Genomic DNA, 18,996 nt, shown 5'->3' on the forward strand with positions numbered 1-18,996 from the left:
GACCTTGCAGTTATAGAGCATTCCTACCGGCACGCGTTCCACTTTCCTGCGGGATGAACCCTTGTCGTCAGGACGGGGTCTAGGTTATGCCTACTTGTTGGAGATTAATTGTGTCCCTGTATCGTTTGAGTCTTGCCTGCCTTCTGGCCTTTGCCAGTTCGGCCAGTGCCCGCGAATACACCTACAGCGACGCGCACCTGCACTACGTGGATTTTTTCCAGGAAACGGCTGGCATGTCGAAACTGCTGACAGCCATGAAGGACAACTTCGTCGAGCATGTGATGATTTCCGGTATTCCCGTGGCCAAAAAGTGGCACGAAGACGAACCCAAACGCCCGCGTTATTACGCCGGCGATGATGCCGATGCGTATTGGTACAGCGCCACCGACGTGATCGTTGCAGATGCGGTGCAAAAACTAACGCCTGAACAACGCCCCTTTTTCCATCCCTTTCTTTCAGGTTTCAACCCCAACGACAAAAACTCTGCTGCGCACATCCAGCGCATGCTCGATCTGTACCCGGGGCTATGGCAGGGCATCGGCGAGGTGTTCACCCGCCATGACGATCTGACGGCGCTGACGTCTGGTGACACGCCACGCGCCAATAACGAAGCGATGACCAGGATCTATCATCTGGCGGCGGAAAACGATCTGCCGGTGATGCTGCACTCCAACATCACCTCCAAACGTGAGAAAAATCCGCTTTATCTGAGGGAAATCGAAGAGCCGCTGCGTAATCATCCGCACACCCGATTTATCTGGGCGCACGCGGGGACAAGCGCCGAGATTCATCGGCATCAGACACAGTTGAAATTCCTGCTTGCGACCCTGACGCGGATGCTTGAGGCCTATCCGAATCTCTACATCGATCTGTCCTGGACCATGCTCACTCCGTATCTGCTGGATGCGCAGGGGAAGCCTCGCCCGGTATGGCTGGCACTGGTAGAGCGTTATCCGGAGCGCTTCATGCTCGGTTCGGACGTGGTCGGGCGATTCAACAGGCTCGGTCAGGAAATGCACAGCTTCAAACCGTTTCTCGATGCGCTACCGGAAGACGTCGCCCATAAAGTCGCAAAGGACAACTTCCTGGCGATCTTGCCACGAACGGAGCTCAAATCCGCTAAAACCACGCTGAATCGATAATGCCGCGTGTTCGGAGTATTAAGGCGTTTTGATATCACGTTTTGGTCTTACGCAAATTTCCGCCCGGCCGATACCTTCTAGAGCAACCAGCTGCAGGGTTGATGCAGCGCTTTTGGAAGGAACCAGAGCAATGAGTATCCGTAGTCTCAATATTGCCCCGCGCGCCGGATTGGGTTTTGGCCTGTTGGCCCTCATGGTGTTTGCCCTGGGGGCGTTCGCCTTGCTGCAAATGTCCAACATGCGTGCCCAGTCTGATGAGGTCGATAAAAACTGGTTGCCGAGCGTGATGGTCGTCGGCGAGATGAGTCAGGACATGCTTCGCCTGCGGGCGTTGACCATGCGCCTGTTGATCGACCGTGATCGGCAGGCGCTTGAGCAGAATGTAGCCAAACTCAATGAGTTGCGCGGCGTGCTCAGTGAAGCTCAGCAACGATATGACGTGCTGATCGTGCTGCCCCAGGAGCGTCAGTTGTTTGATCGTTTCAAAGTTGCCGAGCACAAGTACCTGGAGTTTCAGGCGCAGGTGATGCAGTTGTCCGCACAGAGTCGGGTAGAGGAAGCGGCGGCGATTCTCAACACTCAGATGAGCCCGTTGGCCGATGACATCACGGTCACCCTGCGTGAACTGGTCGAACTGAACAAGCACAACGCCAATCTTGCTACCGAAGCTGCACGGTTAGTGTTCATCAATTCGCGGGTGTGGGTCGGTGTGATGATCGCCGTCACGGCGTTGATCACCATAGGCCTGGCGTTGTTACTGACCCGCAGCATCGTGATGCCGTTGGCGCAGTCGTTGGGCGTGGCGCAAGTGGTGGCCGGAGGTGATCTGACTGGAGAGATCGACATTGCAGGCAAGGACGAGCCGGCGCGACTCCTGCAAGCGCTGCAAAGCATGCAGCACAATCTGCGTGACACGATTCGGCATATCTCCGAGTCATCCACCCAGTTGGCTTCGGCGTCGGAAGAACTCAGTTGTGTCACGGAAGACGCAACGCGCGGACTGCATCAGCAGAGTCTCGAAATCGAGCAGGCGGCCACGGCGGTCAATCAGATGACGGCAGCGGTGGAGGAGGTGGCCAGCAACGCGGTGGCGACGTCCGAAGCCTCGCGCGAATCCGATCGTATTGCCCAGCATGGTCGTGAACAGGTGCGCCAGACCGTGACGTCGATTGAGTGTCTCGCCCAGGACGTTACCAATAATGCGAGTCAGGTAGAGGATTTGGCGCAGAAGGTTCATGGCATCAGCAAGGTACTGGATGTCATTCGTTCAATTGCCGAGCAGACCAATCTACTGGCCCTTAACGCTGCGATAGAGGCGGCGCGGGCCGGCGATGCCGGGCGTGGGTTTGCAGTGGTGGCCGATGAAGTGCGGGCGTTGGCCCATCGTACCCAGCAGTCGACGCAGGAAATCGAGCAGATGATTGGCGGTATTCAGCAGGGCACCGATTCGGCGGTCAATTCGATGCAGCAGAGCAATGGGCGAGCGGGTTCAACACTGGAGTTGGCCAAAGCTGCGGGAGTGGCGTTGGAGGAAATTGCGTCGGCGTTTACGCTGATCAACGAGCGCAATCTGGTGATCGCCAGCGCTTCGGAAGAGCAGGCCGCGGTAGCGCGGGAGGTGGATCGCAATCTGATGAACATCCGCGATCTGGCGATGCAGTCGTCGGCGGGGGCTAATCAAACCAGTGCAGCGAGTCAGGAGTTATCGCGGTTGGCGGTGGATCTGAACACCATGGTGGCCAAATTCTCGGTATGACTCGATAGCCGATCGCAACGGTGAACCCGCTCACAGTGGTTGTGTGTTGTTGCGCAAATTGCAGGCATGAAAAAGCCCCGCTTTGCGGGGCTCCTCAATATCGCGCTGGATCAGCTGCCTTTGACAACCTTGCCGTTGACCGTGCCGTCCTGGAGCATGATGTTGTACTCCTTGCCGTCGGTTTCAACCTGTTGCAGGCGAACCAGCAGATAGTCCCAATCCTTGGCGAACCACAGGACGGTGATGCGCTTGCTTTGTGTCGGGTCGCGCACGCGCTCGACTTTGATCGAATCGATCTTGCCAGCCTTGGTGTCGACCTTTTCCGATCCCAGCACGCGGAAGTCATAGGTGTCGACTTCGCCATCATCGACCACTTGGTAGCTCATGGTCTTTTTGCCGGCAGCTACGTCATGTTGCAGCGCCAGCTGATAAGTGGATTTGTCGACCATGCCACGGTTGAGCGGGATCTTCACCGCGTCGCCACGGTCAGTGCCGGTAACCATTTTGCTGTTCCAGTCGAAATCCAGGTCAGCCTTCTTGGCTTTGCCCAGGCCGCCCCGTTCGAAGTGGTAGGACTGCGGCAGCAAGGTGTCCTTGTCCAGGGTCAGGGTGCTTTTTTCACTCAGGCTGGCAATCATCATCGATGCCTTGAAGCTGAGCGTCCAGACGCCGTTGGCATCCTTGGTCAGGCTGCGTTCGGCGGTGCCGCTCATGGGCAACTGTTTCCAGTCGGCGGTATAGCTGGCGGAGAACGGTTGAAGGTCTGCTGCCTGCGCGAAAGGCAGGGCGAGCAGAGCGCAAGCGAAGAGCAGGGCGCGACGCATAATATCTCCTAGTTTCGAATCAAGTGGCCGCTGGCCGCGAGTAGCTGGCTATCCAGTAAAGCACCTTGTTCTCCGAGCGTCAGCCTGCCTTCGGCAAACCAGCGTACCGCCATCGGATAGATCAGGTGCTCCTGAACGTGAACCCGTTGCGCCAGACTCTGCGGCGTGTCGTGCAACTCTACCGGTAATACTGCCTGTACGACCAGTGGTCCGCCATCGAGTTCCTCGGTGACGAAGTGTACGGAGCAGCCGTGCTCGGTGTCGCCGGCTTCCAGCGCGCGCTGATGAGTGTGTAACCCTTTGTATTTGGGCAGCAGCGACGGATGGATATTGAGCAGGCGACCCTGATAGTGGCGAACGAAATCAGCGCTGAGAATGCGCATGAAACCGGCCAGTACCACGAGTTTGGGATTGAATTCGTCAATCAGTTTGATCAGGGCAGCATCGAAGGCCTCGCGACCTTCGAATGCCTTGTGATCCAGCGAGCGGGTGGCGATACCCGCGTCACTGGCGCGTTGCAGGCCGTAAGCGTCGGCGCGGTTTGAAATCACCGCAGCGATGCGAACCGGGCTGTCGCCGGTCCGCGAGCTGTCGATCAAGGCCTGCAAGTTACTGCCGGTGCCGGACAACAGCACCACGACATCACAGGTTGCGGACATTAATGAGCCTTAAGGTTCTTCAGATCAACCTGAGCTGCGCCTTCGGCGGCGGCAGCGATCTGACCGATGACCCAAGGCTGCTCACCCGCTTCACGCAGGGTGTTCAGGGCCACTTCAACGTGCTCCTGAGCCACGCAGATGACCATGCCTACGCCGCAGTTCAGTACGCGGTGCATCTCGGTTTCGTCAACGTTGCCTTTTTCTTGCAGCCAGTCGAAGACGGCCGGGCGAGTCCAGCTGGCCACGTCAACAACGGCCTGGGCGCCTTTTGGCAGAACGCGCGGGATGTTGTCGAGCAGGCCGCCGCCGGTGATGTGGGCCATGGCTTTGACGGCGCCGGTGTCTTTGATCAGCTTGAGCAGCGGCTTGACGTAGATGCGGGTTGGCGCCATCAGCAGGTCGGTCAGCGGTTTGCCGTCGAGCTGGATGTTTTCGATGTCGGCGCCGGACACTTCGATGATCTTGCGGATCAGCGAGTAGCCGTTGGAGTGCGGGCCGGACGATGGCAGGGCGATCAGGGCGTCACCGGTGGCGACTTTCGAGCCGTCGATGATTTCGGCTTTTTCCACGACACCGACGCAGAAACCGGCCAGGTCGTAGTCTTCGCCTTCATACATGCCAGGCATTTCTGCGGTTTCGCCGCCCACCAGCGAGCAACCGGACAGTTCGCAGCCAGCGCCGATGCCGGTAACGACCTGGGTTGCAGTTTCGACGTTGAGTTTGCCGGTGGCGTAGTAGTCGAGGAAGAACAGTGGCTCGGCGCCGCACACCACCAGATCGTTCACGCACATGGCAACGAGGTCGATGCCGATGCTGTCGTGCTTGTTCAGGTTCAGTGCCAGACGCAACTTGGTGCCGACGCCGTCAGTGCCGGAGACCAGCACAGGCTGCTTGTAGCCGGCCGGGATTTCGCAGAGGGCGCCGAAACCGCCCAGGCCGCCCATGACTTCCGGGCGCGCAGTGCGCTTGGCGACGCTCTTGATGCGTTCGACCAATGCTTCACCGGCGTCGATGTCTACACCGGCGTCCTTGTAGCTCAGGGAGGGTTGCTTGCTCATGATCCAGGCCTTTAGGGGGGATTCAGGGGTAACGACCGAGTTCAGCGGGAACGCCGAAGTCGATGGGGCGATTGCCTCACGCGAGTTTCGAGGTGCCCGGCTGTTGCCGGTCTGCGAAGGCGCGCGATTTTATCAGGCTTGAGGGGCAGCGGCCATCCTCGCACCGACGGGCAGGGGCATATCGGCCGAAATTTTTTGCAATTGAGCCGTCCGGGTGCCTGTATAAGGTGTTGCAATTAACCGTCTATCGTTATCACTGTGCAAAAACTTACCGCCGCTGTGTGAATGTTTTGCAACGGCCGGTGGTCACAGCCTTGCTCAATCGGTTCACGCGGCCTGTTCCAGCCGCTCCTGTCGACGGGAATTTTCCATGCGTTTTTGTAAATTGTTGTTTGTGTCCTGTTTGTCTGTGGTCAGCCTGGCGAGTCATGCCGATAACCTCAAAGGCCTTTATCAAGTGCGTGAGCCGGTCAGCGGCCAAGCGCCGCAAGAGCGTGATCGCGCGACCCAGGCCGCGCTGGACACCCTGGTGTTGCGCCTGACCGGTGATCCTAAAGCCCCGCAAAATCCCGGGTTGGCGCCGATCAGGAAAGATCCGCAGCAGATCATCACCCGGTTCGGCTTTGATGCCGGTCCACCTGAGGTGCTGAAAGTCGATTTCGACCCCAATACCACCGAGCAGGCCTTGCGCCGCGCCGGGTTATCCCTGTGGGGGGCCAGTCGGCCGTCGATTCTGGGTTGGTGGCTGAGTGACTCGACCGAGGGTTCGAGTCTGGTCGGTGATGGTCAGGCCGCTGCTGCGCCGCTGCGTGCAGCCGCTCAGCATCGCGGTTTGCCATTGCGTTTGCCGCTGGCGGACCTCAGCGAACAATTGGTTGCTAGCGCGCCAGTACTGGATGGCTCTGATCCGGCGCCATTGCAGGACGCTTCGGAACGCTACAATGCTGACGCCTTGCTGGCAGTACATGCCCGTGAAGAGGGCGGGCAGTGGCAGGCCAAATGGCACTTGTGGATGGCCGATCAAAAAGACGCGGGGAGCGTGCAGGGTGCCGATCAGGCCGCCGTGGCCGATGCCGTGATGCTGGCGGTTGCCGAGCGACTGGCGCCGCGTTATGTGGTCAAGCCCGGCACTTCAGGTCAGCAGACGCTGGAGGTGCAGGGCATGAATCTGGAGCGCTATGCGACGTTGTTGCGGGTGCTCGAGCCGTATGGGGTGCGTCTGCAGAGTGTTGATGGCGATCGTATCGTCTATCGGGTCAATGGCAGTGTCGATCAGTTGCGTGCTCAGTTGTCGCTGGCGAAGTTGCAGGAGTTGCCGGCCGAAGCGCCGGTGCCTGTGGCTGCGCCGCAAGCGTCGGTCCAGGGTGCAGCGCCGGTTGCTGCTCCGGCCCCGACACCTGCGGCGCCGTCTCTGCGGTTTCGCTGGTAAGTCTTTCCTTATATAGAAGAAGCAGGAGTGGTAAATGGCCGATACGCGGCGTTGGTTCTGGCTCGGTGGGGTGGTCCTGCTTTGCGCGTTTGTGTGGTTGCTGCACCCGATCCTCACGCCGTTTCTGGTGGCGCTGCTGCTCGCTTATCTGTTCGATCCGCTGGTGGATCGACTGGAAAAGCTCGGGCTGTCCCGAACCTGGGGCGTAATCACCGTGTTTGCCTTGTTCTCGCTCATCGTGACGGCGCTGTTGTTGGTGTTGGTGCCGATGCTGGCCAAACAGATGCTGCGATTGTATGAGTTGACCCCCCAAATGCTGGACTGGTTGCAGCACACGGCGGTGCCATGGGCGCAGTCGAAGCTGGGGTTGGCGGATGGCTTCTGGAAATTCGACAAGGTCAAGGCGGCCATCAGCGAGCACATGGGCCAGACCAGTGACATTGTCGGTGTGGTGCTCAGTCAGGCGACGGCTTCGGGGCTCGCGCTGATTGGGTGGTTGGCCAATCTGGTGCTGATCCCGGTGGTGGGTTTCTATCTGCTGCGAGACTGGGACTTGATGATGGCCAAGATTCGCAGCCTGCTGCCGCGTGATCGTGAGGAGCGCGTGGTAACGCTGGCTGGCGAATGCCATGAGGTGCTAGGGGCATTCATGCGCGGTCAGTTGCTGGTGATGCTGGCGCTGGGCGTGATTTACGCGGCTGGGCTGATGATCGTCGGTCTGGAGTTGGGGCTGTTGATCGGTCTGATTGCGGGTCTGGCGGCGATCGTGCCGTACATGGGTTTCGTGATTGGCATTGGTGCGGCGCTGATTGCCGGGTTGTTCCAGTTCGGAGGGGATCTGTACCCGATGGTCGGGATCGTCGCGGTATTCATGATTGGTCAGGCGCTGGAAGGCATGGTGCTGACGCCGCTGCTGGTGGGCGACCGGATCGGATTGCACCCGGTGGCAGTGATCTTTGCGATTCTGGCCGGCGGCGAGTTGTTTGGTTTCACCGGGGTACTGCTGGCGTTGCCGGTAGCGGCCGTGATCATGGTGCTGGTGCGACATGTGCACGATCTGTACAAGGATTCCGACATTTATAGTGGCGTGGACGAACTCGAGCTGTGATCGAGACGGGCGACCCGGCAGATCGCCGGGTTGGCTCGTGTCTTGCGGGTGATACGGGTCTGACCGCGTCAGAGAATCTGTCATAAAACCAATGCGTTAACGCAAACCTTTGATTTTGCTTGGACTCTGTCGCATTGTGCGCTCAGCTTCACGGGTATAAACTTCGCAAACTTTACACAGAGGCCACTAACGGTTCCTTGAGAACTGTTCAGTCAGCATGAAACCGATTCAGCTGCCCCTAGGTGTGCGTCTGCGCGACGACGCCACCTTCATCAACTACTACCCAGGCGCCAATGCCGCTGCACTCGGCTATGTCGAGCGCCTATGCGAAGCCGACGCCGGCTGGACAGAAAGCCTGATCTACCTGTGGGGTAAACACGGCGTAGGGCGTACGCATCTGTTGCAGGCCGCTTGCTTGCGATTCGAGCAGATGGGTGAACCTGCGGTGTACCTGCCGTTGGCCGAGTTGATGGATCGTGGCGTCGAAATCCTCGACAACCTTGAGCAGTACGAACTGGTCTGCCTGGATGACTTGCAGGTCATTGCCGGCAAGGCTGACTGGGAAGAGGCGATGTTTCATCTGTTCAACCGTCTGCGTGACAGCGGTCGGCGCTTGCTGATTGCCGCTTCAACCTCTCCGCGTGAGCTGCCAGTGAAACTGGCTGACTTGAAATCACGCCTGACCCTGGCGCTGATTTTCCAGATGCGTCCTCTCTCCGATGAAGACAAGTTGCGTGCGCTGCAATTGCGTGCGTCGCGTCGCGGTCTGCACCTGACGGATGAGGTCGGACATTTTATTTTGACTCGCGGCACTCGCAGCATGAGCGCGCTGTTTGATCTGCTCGAGCAACTCGATCAGGCCTCATTGCAGGCTCAACGCAAGCTGACCATTCCTTTCCTCAAGGAAACCTTGGGCTGGTAAAGCCTTGGGTTTCATTGGGTCTCGGCATATTTCAGGCGCCAGAAAATCCGCTTTCCTGCAGGCTGTGCAGGCCGCGTTTCGTTTCAAATGGGCTTAAGCGCTTAGATGTAAACGAGAAACCGGGAAGTCACAAAAAGATCGATTGAATTTGCAAATGAAGTCGATAGCGGGCATAGTCTCGGCTTCTTTACAACTACCAGCCACGGTCGTGCCCATGCTAAAGCGCTTCGCACCCCTCGTGCCTCTCGCACTCGTCACCCTGTTGTACGGTTGCGCTGCTCATTCTCCAGTTCAAGAGCAGTCACAACAGGTTAAAAATTCTGCTACTGCCCAGTCTTCCGTTATTTACCAGGAAGAGCTGGATACCGAAAAAGAACTCTCTGACTTCAACAAGAAGCCCTATGAGTTGCCAGTTCTGGCCGACAGCATCCTTGAGCGCGGCATGTCCCTGATCGGTACCCGTTACCGTTTTGGCGGTACATCGGAGGCTGGTTTCGACTGCAGTGGTTTCATCGGTTATCTGTTTCGCGAAGAAGCTGGCATGAATCTGCCTCGCTCCACCCGCGAAATGATCAACGTTGATGCACCGCTGGTATCGCGCAGCAACCTCGAACCAGGTGATCTGCTGTTCTTCGCCACCAGTGGTCGTCGCGGTCGTGTCAGTCACGCCGGGATCTACCTGGGTGACAACCAGTTCATTCATTCCAGCAGTCGTCGTAGCGGCGGTGTTCGTATCGATAACCTAGGTGACAGCTACTGGAGCAAGACCTTCATCGAGGCCAAGCGCGCGCTCGCGATGGCACCGACCGTGGTCACCGCTCGCAAGTAATACCGCCCTTTGTCGCTGCATTCGCGGCGACAATCTGCCATCGGCAACGCAGTAGACCTAAACTTTACAAGGTGAAGTTAAAGTCTTACTTGAAGTTTGTCGTGTAGCCGCTAGAATCTGATCCTATATTGATGGCAAACCGCCTGCGTGTTCACGCAGGCGGTTTTGTTTTCTGTCCATCCGGCAGAGAAAGCCGCAGCCAGATCAGGATGTTCTGCTTATGACCATGTCGGCCCGCCTTGCAATGATGTTTTTCGCAGCGCTGCTCAGCGCCTGCGCCAGTCGCACGCCACCACCTGCGCCGGTTGTTCGCGCTCCGGTAGCGTTCGGCCCTTCTCAGTCTTATTCACCTGCTGCCGACGACGTGTTGTTCCGCGCGCTTGGCCTGGTCGGCACGCCTTATCGCTGGGGCGGCAATACCCCGGATTCGGGGTTTGATTGCAGTGGCTTGATCGGTTTTGTTTATCGTGATGCCGCGGGTATTTCTCTGCCGCGCTCTACCCGCGAACTGATCGTCATGCAGGCGCCGAATGTCAGTAAAGAAGGCTTGCAGACAGGCGATCTGATTTTCTTCGCCACCAATGGCGGCTCGCAGGTCAGTCATGCGGGGATTTATGTCGGGGAAGGGCGTTTCGTGCATGCGCCGGCTACCGGCGGTACGGTGAAGCTCGATAGCCTGTCGAAAGCGTATTGGCAGAAGGCGTACCTGAGTGCCAAGCGGGTGTTGCAGCCTGAGCATCTGGCGCATAACCCGTAGCGCTGGGAAAAGAGATGTGGAAGCGGGCAAGCCCGCTCCCACATTTGTTATGTGTCGGCCCCTGATTTATTGAGCGGAAGACACCCGCCAAACTTTGTTTCCCACATCATCGGCCACCAGCAAGCCACCTTGCTGGTCGATCACCACGCCTACCGGGCGACCCAGAGCGTTTTCGTCCTTGTCGAGGAAACCGGTCAGCACATCCACCGGTTTGCCATTCGGCTTGCCGCCGGTAAACGGTACGAAAATCACTTTGTAACCACTGTGCGGCTTGCGGTTCCAAGAGCCGTGCTGGCCGATGAACGCCCCTTCCTTGAATTGCGCGGGCAGTGTGTTGCCTTCGGCGAAAGTCAGGCCCAGTGAGGCGGTGTGCGGGCCGACGGCGTAATCCGGGACGATGGCCTTGGCCACCAGGTCGAGATTCTGCGGGCTGACGCGCACATCGACATGCTGCCCGTAATAGCTGAACGGCCAGCCATAAAAACCGCCATCCTTGACCGAGGTGATGTAGTCCGGCACCAGGTCGCTGCCAATCTCGTCGCGCTCATTGACTGCGGTCCACAATGCGCCGGTGCTTGGCTCCCAAGCCAGGCCGTTGGGATTGCGGATGCCTGAAGCGAAGATCCGGTGATCGCCGGTGGCCCGATCCACTTCCCAGATCGCTGCGCGACCTTCTTCTCTATCCAGTCCGTTCTCGCCGACGTTGCTGTTCGAACCGACAGTGACATACAGCTTGCTGCCGTCCTTGCTGGCAATGACGTTTTTGGTCCAGTGATGATTCAGCGTGCCGCCCGGCAGGTCGGTGACCTTGATCGGCTGCGTTTTGATTTCTGTTGCGCCAGTTTCGTAGTGCAAGCGCAGCAGGCGATCGGTGTCCGCGATGTACAGGTCATTGCCGACCAGGGTCATGCCGAACGGTGAGTTGAGATTTTGCACAAACACCGTACGCGTCTCAGCCACGCCATCGTGATCGGCATCACGTAGCAGGGTGATGCGATTTGCGCTCGGTACGCCGGCGCCAGCCTTGCCCATGACTTTCTTCATGATCCAGCCACGAATGCCGCTGCTGTCGTCAGGTTTGGGCGGAGCATTGGTTTCCGCCACCAGCACGTCGCCGTTGGGCAGCACGTAAAGCCAGCGCGGATGGTCTAGACCTTCGGCGAATGCCGCCACTTGCGTGCCTGCCGCGGCAGTCGGTTTTGCGCCATCTGGCCAGCCGACCGCCGGGGCGATATTCACGGTTGGGATCAGGGTTTTGTTGGGTTCGGGTAGTTTCGGTGACGGGCCGGTGCCGTCGGAGACTTGAAGGCTTGAGGATTCACCACAGGCGGCGAGCCCCCCGGCGAGCGCGATAACGAGAGCGAGCTGGGTCTTGCGCATTGCTGATCTTCCCTATGAATGCATTCGTAATCATAGAGGCACGCGCAAGCCCGATGGTTCAACCGCTTAGCCGCGGGCCTCCTTGAAGAGCACGGCAATGCCCGGGTGATAGTTGCCAGCATCGCTGCGCAATTTGCGATAGGCGTAAGGGAAATACCAGGCCGCGGCGCAGGTGTGTTCTTTTTGCAGGTCGTCGACCATGTCCTGCAGTTCTTCGGGGGTGGCGCTGTGCTGGGCTTTTTGCGGGGCGACAAACAGGCAGCCGAGCTTGAGGTCGCTGGCGAAACTGATGCGTTTGGCGTCGCTGGTGATCTCCAGCAGGGCTTGGGTCAGGTTGAGGTTGTTCACGCGTGGCCAGCGCTGGGTGGCTTGAATGAACGCGCGATCTTCGGCGCCGGCCAGGAACAGGTCGGCGCGGGCATTGCGCTCGCCATCCTCGTTTTGCTTGCGGGTAGCGGTCTGCTCTAGCGTCACCAGTTCGGCCATCCAGGCCGCAGCGGAAAGCAATCCGAGATTGGCTTTCTCGTCATGCCAGTAGGGTGTGTCGCTGTCGCCGCGCACGGCGTTGTAGCGGTCGATACAGTCAAACCAGCGTTCCAGTACCGGGCGCAGAAATTCCAGGCGCGGGTTGCTGATGATCATGCCTTGCATGTGGCTCACCTTATTCTTGTGTGATGTGAGATTGTGGCTCTTTGATATCACTCTTGAGAGTGTGGCACAAGATTGGCGTCAGATAATTGATCGACGGCAGTTATTCGCCCGACAGCCTCCTCTTTAATTGACGCTCCACCCCCAACCCTCTAACCTTCGCGGCTTGTTTCAGGTGCTCTGTGACCCCTGTCGACAGAGTGAAACAGGGAAGCCGGTGAGGGTCGTCTTCAAACGAAGAGCAACCACGATCCCGGCGCTGCCCCCGCAACGGTAAATGAGTGAAAACTGCGTCGAATGCCACTGCTCAAAGCGGGAAGGCGCGCAGCCAGGCGATTCGCCGCTCATGAGCCCGGAGACCGGCCTGATTCATCCAACGGCATCACGGTGGGCGATGCCAGGCTTTTTTGCCTTCTATTCTTGTGCCTGCCCGCCGTTATCCAGCCTCAACGGAGAGCTCCCCCATGACTGATTCCCCTGAGCGTGACGAACGCCATCTGGCGCGTATGCAGCGCAAAAAAGCCGTGATCGATGAACGTATCGCCAATTCGCCTGATGAGTGCGGCCTGGTGCTGGTGCTCACCGGCAATGGCAAAGGCAAAAGCAGTTCGGCGTTCGGCATGCTCGCCCGCGCCATGGGGCACGGCATGCGCTGCGGCGTGGTGCAATTCATCAAGGGGCGCAACAGCACCGGCGAAGAGCTGTTTTTTCGGCGTTTCCCCGAGCAGGTGCGCTTTCATGTGATGGGCGAGGGCTTCACCTGGGAAACCCAGGACCGTCAGCGCGATATCGCCGCCGCCGAAGCCGCTTGGGAAGTGTCCCGCGAGCTTTTGCGCGATCCGTCGATTGGCCTGGTGGTGCTGGATGAGCTGAATATCGCCCTCAAGCACGGCTACCTCGATCTCGATCAGGTGCTCAGCGACTTGCAGGCGCGTGCGCCGATGCAGCATGTGATTGTCACAGGGCGCGGCGCCAAGCCGGAAATGGTCGAGATGGGCGACACCGTCACTGAAATGGGCATGATCAAACACGCCTTCCAGGCCGGTATCAAAGCGCAGAAAGGCGTCGAACTTTGAATCAGTCACGTCATTGCCCGGCGGTACTGATTGCCGCGCCGGCTTCCGGTCAGGGCAAGACCACCGTCACGGCCGCGCTGGCCCGTTTGCACCGCAATCAAGGGCGCAAGGTGCGCGTGTTCAAGTGCGGCCCGGACTTTCTCGATCCGATGATTCTCGAGCGCGCCAGCGGTGCGCCGGTCTATCAATTGGACATGTGGATGGTCGGTGAGCAGGAAAGCCGTCGTCTGCTGTGGGAGGCCGCAGCCGAGGCCGATCTGATTCTGATCGAAGGCGTGATGGGGTTGTTTGACGGCACGCCGTCGAGCGCTGATCTGGCTCGGCATTTCGGCGTGCCGGTGCTGGGTGTGATTGATGGAACGGCGATGGCGCAGACCTTTGGTGCGTTGGCGCTGGGCTTGGCGAAATATCAGCCGGATCTGCCGTTCGCTGGCGTGCTGGCCAACCGGGTCGGTACGTTGCGTCACGCACAATTGCTCGAAGGCAGCCTGACCGAAGGCTTGCGCTGGTATGGCGCATTGTCCCGCGAGACCGGCATCGAATTGCCGAGCCGTCATCTTGGTCTGGTTCAGGCCGGTGAGCTCAATGACCTCGATGTGCGCCTGGACGCCGCTGCACAAGCGCTTGCCAGCAGTTGCGAGGTAGCGCTGCCACCGGCCGTGGAATTTGCCGCGCCTGAAGTCATCAATGTAGAGCCCTTGTTAAAAGGTGTGCGAATCGCCGTCGCCCACGATGAAGCGTTTGCCTTCACCTATGGCGCCAGCCTCGACCTGTTGCGGGCGATGGGCGCTGTGTTGAGTTTCTTCTCGCCGATCCGCGATACGCAGTTGCCAGAGGCCGACAGCCTCTATCTGCCCGGCGGTTACCCGGAACTGCACCACGTTGCGTTATCGCAGAACAGCGCAATGCTCGATGCCATCCGCGCCCATCATGCGGCAGGAAAACCGTTGCTCGCTGAATGTGGCGGCATGCTGTATCTGCTCGACTCGTTGACTGACGTTGAGGGCAGTCGCGCCGAACTGGTCGGCTTGCTCGCAGGCGATGCGGTGATGCAGAAACGCCTGGCGGCATTGGCGCTGCAAGCGGTTGATCTGCCGGAAGGCACGTTGCGCGGCCACACCTATCACCATTCCCTGACGACGACTGAATTGACGCCGATTGCCCGAGGCCTGAGCCCGAATGGCGGGCGTGGTGCGGAGGCGGTTTATCGGGACGGGCGGATGACGGCGTCGTATGTGCATTTTTACTTCCCGTCGAATCCTGCGGCTATTGCTGCACTATTGCTGCCTGACCGCGAGGCCGCCTTCGCGAGCAAGCTCGCGCCCAAAGGGGATCGCGTTTCTTGAGCAAGCACCCCGACCCATGTGGGAGCGAGCTTGCTCGCGAAGAGGCCGTGACGGACAACGCATTTTCCGAAGCCGAACGCGCAGCGGTCTACAAAGCCATCGCCGAACGCCGCGACATGCGCCACTTCACTGGCGGCACCGTCGAGCCCCAGTTGCTGCGCCGTTTATTGGACGCCGCACATCAAGCACCAAGTGTCGGCTTGATGCAGCCTTGGCGTTTCATCCGCGTCAGCGACCGTGCTCTGCGCGGGCAGATCCGCAATCTCGTAGAAGAAGAACGCATCCGCACCGCCGAGGCCCTCGGTGAGCGCAGTGACGAGTTCATGAAGCTCAAGGTCGAAGGCATCAACGACTGCGCCGAAGTGCTGGTCGCGGCGCTGATGGATGATCGCGAGAAACACATTTTCGGGCGCCGCACGCTGCCGGAAATGGACATGGCTTCGTTGTCCTGTGCGATTCAGAATCTGTGGCTGGCGTCCCGTGCCGAAGGATTGGGCATGGGCTGGGTCTCGTTGTTCGAGCCGCAAGCGCTCGCCGATCTGCTGAAACTGCCGGCCGGGGCCAAGCCTTTGGCCGTTTTGTGTCTGGGCCCGGTTAAGGAATTCTATCCGGCGCCGATGCTGGTACTCGAAGGGTGGGCGCAGGCGCGTCCGCTCAATGAGTTGCTGTATGAAAATTATTGGGGAGTGAGTCAATGAGTGTGGCGTTGTTGAGTGTCGCCGCGGTCGCGCTGGATGCGCTGCTGGGTGAACCGAAACGCTGGCATCCGCTGGTAGCGTTCGGCAATTTTGCCGGGCGCATCGAGCAACGGTTCAACGCCGGTGGCCGGGGCTGGCGAAGCCACGGCGTGACCGCGTGGGTGATCGCGGTGCTGCCGCTGACCTTGCTGGCCACTGCATTGTCCTGGGCGCCGTATGTGGGCTGGGTTGTCGAGATCCTTGCGTTGTATTGCGCCCTTGGCATGCGCAGCCTCGGCGAACACGTCGAGCCGGTGGCCCAGGCGTTGCGCGCCGATGATCTGGAAGAGGCGCGTAAGCGTGTCGGTTATCTGGTCAGCCGCCAGACCCATGAACTGGACAGCACCGCCGTCGCCCGCGCGGCCACCGAGTCAGTACTGGAGAACGGCAGCGATGCGGTGTTCGCCGCGCTGTTCTGGTTTGCTGTGGCGGGTGCGCCGGGCGTTGTCCTCTACCGTTTGAGTAATACGCTCGATGCGATGTGGGGCTATCGCAACGAACGTTTCGAGCGTTTTGGCTGGTGCGCGGCCAAAATCGACGACGTACTCAACTACGTTCCTGCACGCCTGGTGGCGTTGACCTACGCACTGCTCGGTAAAACCCGGCTGGCGTTGAAATGCTGGCGCACCCAGGCGCCGAAATGGGACAGCCCCAACGCCGGCCCGGTGATGGCGGCGGGAGCCGGTGCGCTCGGCGTGGAACTGGGTGGTCCGGCGATTTACCACGGCGAACTGCATGAGCGTCCGCAACTGGGCGAAGGCGTTCAGGCCGATGCCGATTCCATCGACCGTGGCTGGCAATTGGTTCAGCGCGGCGTATGGTTATGGCTGCTGATTCTCTGCGTGGGGGCTGAATTCTATGCTTGAGCACGGTGGCCGGCTGCGCAAGGCTGCTCTCGATTACGGTATTGCCGAAGCCGACTGGCTCGACCTGTCCAGTGGTCTGGCGCCGTGGCCGTTTCCGATCCCCGACATACCGCTGCGAGCCTGGGCGCGATTGCCGGAGACCGACGACGGTCTGGAACAAGCCGCGTGCGATTATTACGGCGCTTCGCAGGTGTTGCCGGTGGCCGGTTCGCAGATGGCCATCCAGTTGCTGCCGCGCTTGCGTCGGGCTGGCAAAGTCGGTGTGTTGTCGCCGTGTTATGCCGAGCACGCCGAAGCCTGGCGCCGCAGCGGCTACATCGTGCGTGAAATGCTCGAACAGGAAGTCGACTTCTTTATCGACAACCTTGACGTGCTGGTGGTGGTCAATCCGAACAACCCCACCGGCCTGAGTCTGAGCCCGGCGCGGCTGCTCGACTGGCATGCACGGCTGGCCCAGCGCGGTGGTTGGCTGGTGGTCGACGAAGCGTTCATGGACAACACCCCGCAGTTGAGCCTGGCTGCACATACCCATCAGGTCGGTTTGATTGTGTTGCGTTCATTCGGCAAGTTTTTTGGTCTGGCCGGGGTGCGACTGGGTTTTGTCCTGGCCGAGCGCAAGTTGCTTAAATTGCTCGCCGAGCAAGTCGGGCCGTGGGCTGTAAGCGGGCCGACGCGGGTGTTGGGTCGGGCCTGTCTGCGCGACACTGAAGGTCACACCCGGCAACGCATTCGCAGTGACGAGGCGAGTGAAAGGCTTGCCCTTGTGCTGGAGCGTTACGGCTTCAAACCCCACGGCGGTTGCGCCTTGTTCCAGTGGCTGATCACTGAGCATGCCGCCGCGCTATACGAATTCATGGCCCGTCGCGGCATCCTTCTGCGCCTCTTCACCCACAACAGCAGCCTGCGTTTCGGCTTGCCTGCCGACGCGGCTGAGCAAGCGCGTCTCGAACAGGCGCTGCAGGCCTTTACCAAGGAATTGAAATGACAACCCTGATGGTGCAGGGCACCACCTCCGACGCGGGCAAAAGTACGTTGGTGACGGCGCTGTGCCGCTGGGCGACCCGTCAGGGTGTCGCCGTCGTGCCGTTCAAACCGCAGAACATGGCGCTCAACAGCGCGGTGACCGCTGACGGCGGCGAAATCGGCAGGGCGCAGGCTGTGCAGGCACAAGCGGCGTTTCTTGAGCCGCACACCGACATGAACCCGGTACTGCTCAAACCCAATAGCGACACCGGCGCCCAAGTGATCATTCATGGGCGCGCCGTCACCAGCATGAACGCCGTGGCCTATCACGACTACAAAGCCATCGCCATGAGGGCTGTGCTGGCCTCGCACGAACGATTGAGCGCGGCGTACCCGTTGGTTATGGTCGAGGGCGCAGGCTCGCCGGCGGAGATCAACCTGCGCGCTGGCGACATCGCCAACATGGGGTTCGCCGAGGCGGTTGATTGCCCGGTGCTGCTGATTGCCGACATCAATCGCGGTGGTGTTTTTGCTCATTTGGTTGGCACGTTGGAGTTGCTGTCGCCGAGAGAGCAGGCGCGGGTAAAAGGCTTCATCATCAACCGTTTTCGCGGTGACATCGCCTTGCTGCAGCCAGGCCTCGACTGGCTTGAGCAGCGCACCGGCAAGCCGGTGGTCGGCGTGTTGCCGTATGTGATGGATCTGCATCTGGAGGCGGAAGACGGCATCGACCAGCGCCAGACCGACAAGGCCGATCAAGTGCTCAAAGTGGTGGTGCCGGTGCTGCCGCGCATCAGCAACCACACCGATTTCGATCCGCTGCGTTTGCATCCACAGGTTGATCTGCAATTTGTGGGGCCGGGGCAGGCGATTCCGGCAGCGGACCTGATCATCTTGCCGGGCTCGAAAAGCGTGCGCAGTGATCTGGCCTATCTGCGCGCCAACGGCTGGGACACGGCGATCAACCGTCACTTGCGCTATGGCGGCAAGCTGCTGGGGATTTGCGGCGGCCTGCAAATGCTGGGCGAGCAGGTGCATGATCCGCTGGGGCTTGAAGGGGCGCCCGGTTCCAGTGCCGGGCTCGGTTTGCTGGCGTTTGCAACGCAGCTTGAAGCCGAGAAGCAACTGCGCAATGTGCGTGGGCGCTTGGCGTTGGAAGAAGCCGAAGTCAGCGGTTATGAGATTCATGCTGGCGTGACCACTGGCCCTGCACTGGAAAACGCAGCGGTGCGGCTCGATGACGGTCGTTGCGATGGTGCGCAGAGTGTTGATGGGCAGGTGTTCGGTACGTATCTGCATGGCGTGTTCGAATCGCCGGCGGCCAGTGCGGCGTTGCTGCGCTGGGCGGGGCTGAGCGATGTGCAGGACGTGGATTATCACGGGTTGCGCGAGCGCGATATCGAACGGTTGGCGGATCTGGTGGAGAGGCATCTGGATACCGATTTGTTGCGTCAGCTCTGTGGGGTCTAGGGTGTTTCGGCTGCCGCGGTCTCTGT

18 protein-coding genes and 1 riboswitch are annotated in these 18,996 nt (G+C 59.7%); of the genes, 13 read left to right on the forward strand and 5 right to left on the reverse strand.

The window, feature by feature from the left end:
• Nucleotides 1–86: 86 nt before the first annotated feature.
• Both AACY11_RS13300 and AACY11_RS13305 read left to right on the forward strand, forming a co-directional pair.
• Complete coding sequence (locus AACY11_RS13300) at nt 87–1,142, forward strand: amidohydrolase family protein (protein ID WP_401160266.1); 1,056 nt, start codon at nt 87–89, stop codon at nt 1,140–1,142.
• 130 nt (nt 1,143–1,272) lie between these two features.
• Nucleotides 1,273–2,898, forward strand: coding sequence for a methyl-accepting chemotaxis protein (locus AACY11_RS13305; RefSeq protein ID WP_339494952.1), 1,626 nt, complete (start codon nt 1,273–1,275; stop codon nt 2,896–2,898).
• A gap of 110 nt (nt 2,899–3,008) precedes the next feature.
• On the opposite strand, the gene AACY11_RS13310 is transcribed toward AACY11_RS13305, so the two are convergent.
• The 3 genes from AACY11_RS13310 to purM are packed head-to-tail and all read right to left on the reverse strand — an operon-like array spanning nt 3,009 to nt 5,439.
• Nucleotides 3,009–3,722, reverse strand: coding sequence for a DUF3108 domain-containing protein (locus tag AACY11_RS13310; RefSeq protein ID WP_339433709.1), 714 nt, complete (start codon nt 3,720–3,722; stop codon nt 3,009–3,011).
• An 8-nt stretch (nt 3,723–3,730) separates the two neighbouring features.
• The gene (gene purN / locus AACY11_RS13315) at nt 3,731–4,381 is read right to left on the reverse strand and encodes a phosphoribosylglycinamide formyltransferase (RefSeq protein WP_339433708.1); all 651 of its coding nucleotides are present in this window, start codon (nt 4,379–4,381) and stop codon (nt 3,731–3,733) included.
• Nucleotides 4,381–5,439 (reverse strand): phosphoribosylformylglycinamidine cyclo-ligase, encoded by a 1,059-nt coding sequence (purM, locus tag AACY11_RS13320; RefSeq protein ID WP_221732188.1) that lies wholly within the window; start codon nt 5,437–5,439, stop codon nt 4,381–4,383. Before purM ends, purN begins: the two co-directional genes overlap by 1 nt.
• 370 nt (nt 5,440–5,809) lie before the next feature.
• On the opposite strand from purM, the gene AACY11_RS13325 reads away from it, so the two are divergent.
• The 5 genes from AACY11_RS13325 (at nt 5,810) to AACY11_RS13345 (ending at nt 10,484) form a co-directional block, all read left to right on the forward strand.
• Nucleotides 5,810–6,868: a DUF2066 domain-containing protein gene (locus AACY11_RS13325; RefSeq protein ID WP_339494954.1), complete on the forward strand. Its 1,059-nt coding sequence runs from the start codon at nt 5,810–5,812 to the stop codon at nt 6,866–6,868.
• A gap of 34 nt (nt 6,869–6,902) precedes the next feature.
• The gene (locus tag AACY11_RS13330) at nt 6,903–7,976 is read left to right on the forward strand and encodes an AI-2E family transporter (protein ID WP_339433705.1); all 1,074 of its coding nucleotides are present in this window, start codon (nt 6,903–6,905) and stop codon (nt 7,974–7,976) included.
• Nucleotides 7,977–8,193: 217 nt separating this feature from the next.
• On the forward strand, nt 8,194–8,898 hold the full coding sequence (hda, locus tag AACY11_RS13335) for a DnaA regulatory inactivator Hda (protein ID WP_007919828.1): 705 nt from the start codon (nt 8,194–8,196) through the stop codon (nt 8,896–8,898).
• 214 nt (nt 8,899–9,112) lie between these two features.
• Nucleotides 9,113–9,727, forward strand: a complete 615-nt coding sequence (locus AACY11_RS13340; RefSeq protein ID WP_339433704.1) for a C40 family peptidase — start codon at nt 9,113–9,115, stop codon at nt 9,725–9,727.
• Between the two features lie 220 nt (nt 9,728–9,947).
• A complete protein-coding gene (locus AACY11_RS13345) occupies nt 9,948–10,484 on the forward strand; it encodes a C40 family peptidase (protein WP_339433703.1) in 537 nt (178 codons plus the stop codon).
• 66 nt (nt 10,485–10,550) lie between these two features.
• Here AACY11_RS13345 and AACY11_RS13350 read toward each other — a convergent pair whose 3' ends face one another.
• Nucleotides 10,551–11,864, reverse strand: a complete 1,314-nt coding sequence (locus AACY11_RS13350; protein ID WP_339466661.1) for a PQQ-dependent sugar dehydrogenase — start codon at nt 11,862–11,864, stop codon at nt 10,551–10,553.
• 66 nt (nt 11,865–11,930) lie between these two features.
• On the reverse strand, nt 11,931–12,515 hold the full coding sequence (locus AACY11_RS13355) for a hypothetical protein (protein ID WP_339433701.1): 585 nt from the start codon (nt 12,513–12,515) through the stop codon (nt 11,931–11,933).
• Nucleotides 12,516–12,668: 153 nt separating this feature from the next.
• Nucleotides 12,669–12,894, forward strand: a riboswitch (cobalamin riboswitch).
• An 82-nt stretch (nt 12,895–12,976) separates the two neighbouring features.
• Here AACY11_RS13355 and cobO point away from each other — a divergent pair.
• The 6 genes from cobO to AACY11_RS13385 are packed head-to-tail and all read left to right on the forward strand — an operon-like array spanning nt 12,977 to nt 18,970.
• The gene (gene cobO, locus AACY11_RS13360) at nt 12,977–13,588 is read left to right on the forward strand and encodes a cob(I)yrinic acid a,c-diamide adenosyltransferase (RefSeq protein ID WP_339433700.1); all 612 of its coding nucleotides are present in this window, start codon (nt 12,977–12,979) and stop codon (nt 13,586–13,588) included.
• Nucleotides 13,585–14,934, forward strand: a complete 1,350-nt coding sequence (locus AACY11_RS13365; protein ID WP_339433699.1) for a cobyrinate a,c-diamide synthase — start codon at nt 13,585–13,587, stop codon at nt 14,932–14,934. Before cobO ends, AACY11_RS13365 begins: the two co-directional genes overlap by 4 nt.
• 47 nt (nt 14,935–14,981) lie before the next feature.
• Nucleotides 14,982–15,632, forward strand: coding sequence for a 5,6-dimethylbenzimidazole synthase (gene bluB / locus AACY11_RS13370; RefSeq protein WP_339433698.1), 651 nt, complete (start codon nt 14,982–14,984; stop codon nt 15,630–15,632).
• A complete protein-coding gene (gene cbiB / locus AACY11_RS13375) occupies nt 15,629–16,537 on the forward strand; it encodes an adenosylcobinamide-phosphate synthase CbiB (RefSeq protein ID WP_339466656.1) in 909 nt (302 codons plus the stop codon). Before bluB ends, cbiB begins: the two co-directional genes overlap by 4 nt.
• Nucleotides 16,530–17,522 carry a threonine-phosphate decarboxylase CobD gene (gene cobD / locus AACY11_RS13380; protein WP_339433696.1) on the forward strand — a complete coding sequence of 331 codons (993 nt, stop codon included), beginning with the start codon at nt 16,530–16,532 and terminating at the stop codon, nt 17,520–17,522. The genes cbiB and cobD overlap by 8 nt, the downstream gene beginning before the upstream one ends.
• On the forward strand, nt 17,519–18,970 hold the full coding sequence (locus AACY11_RS13385) for a cobyric acid synthase (RefSeq protein WP_339494955.1): 1,452 nt from the start codon (nt 17,519–17,521) through the stop codon (nt 18,968–18,970). The genes cobD and AACY11_RS13385 overlap by 4 nt, the downstream gene beginning before the upstream one ends.
• Nucleotides 18,971–18,996: the final 26 nt, after the last annotated feature.

Origin of the sequence: Pseudomonas sp. RA_105y_Pfl2_P56, assembly GCF_963970845.1 — a bacterium.
Lineage (GTDB): Bacteria > Pseudomonadota > Gammaproteobacteria > Pseudomonadales > Pseudomonadaceae > Aquipseudomonas > Aquipseudomonas baetica_A.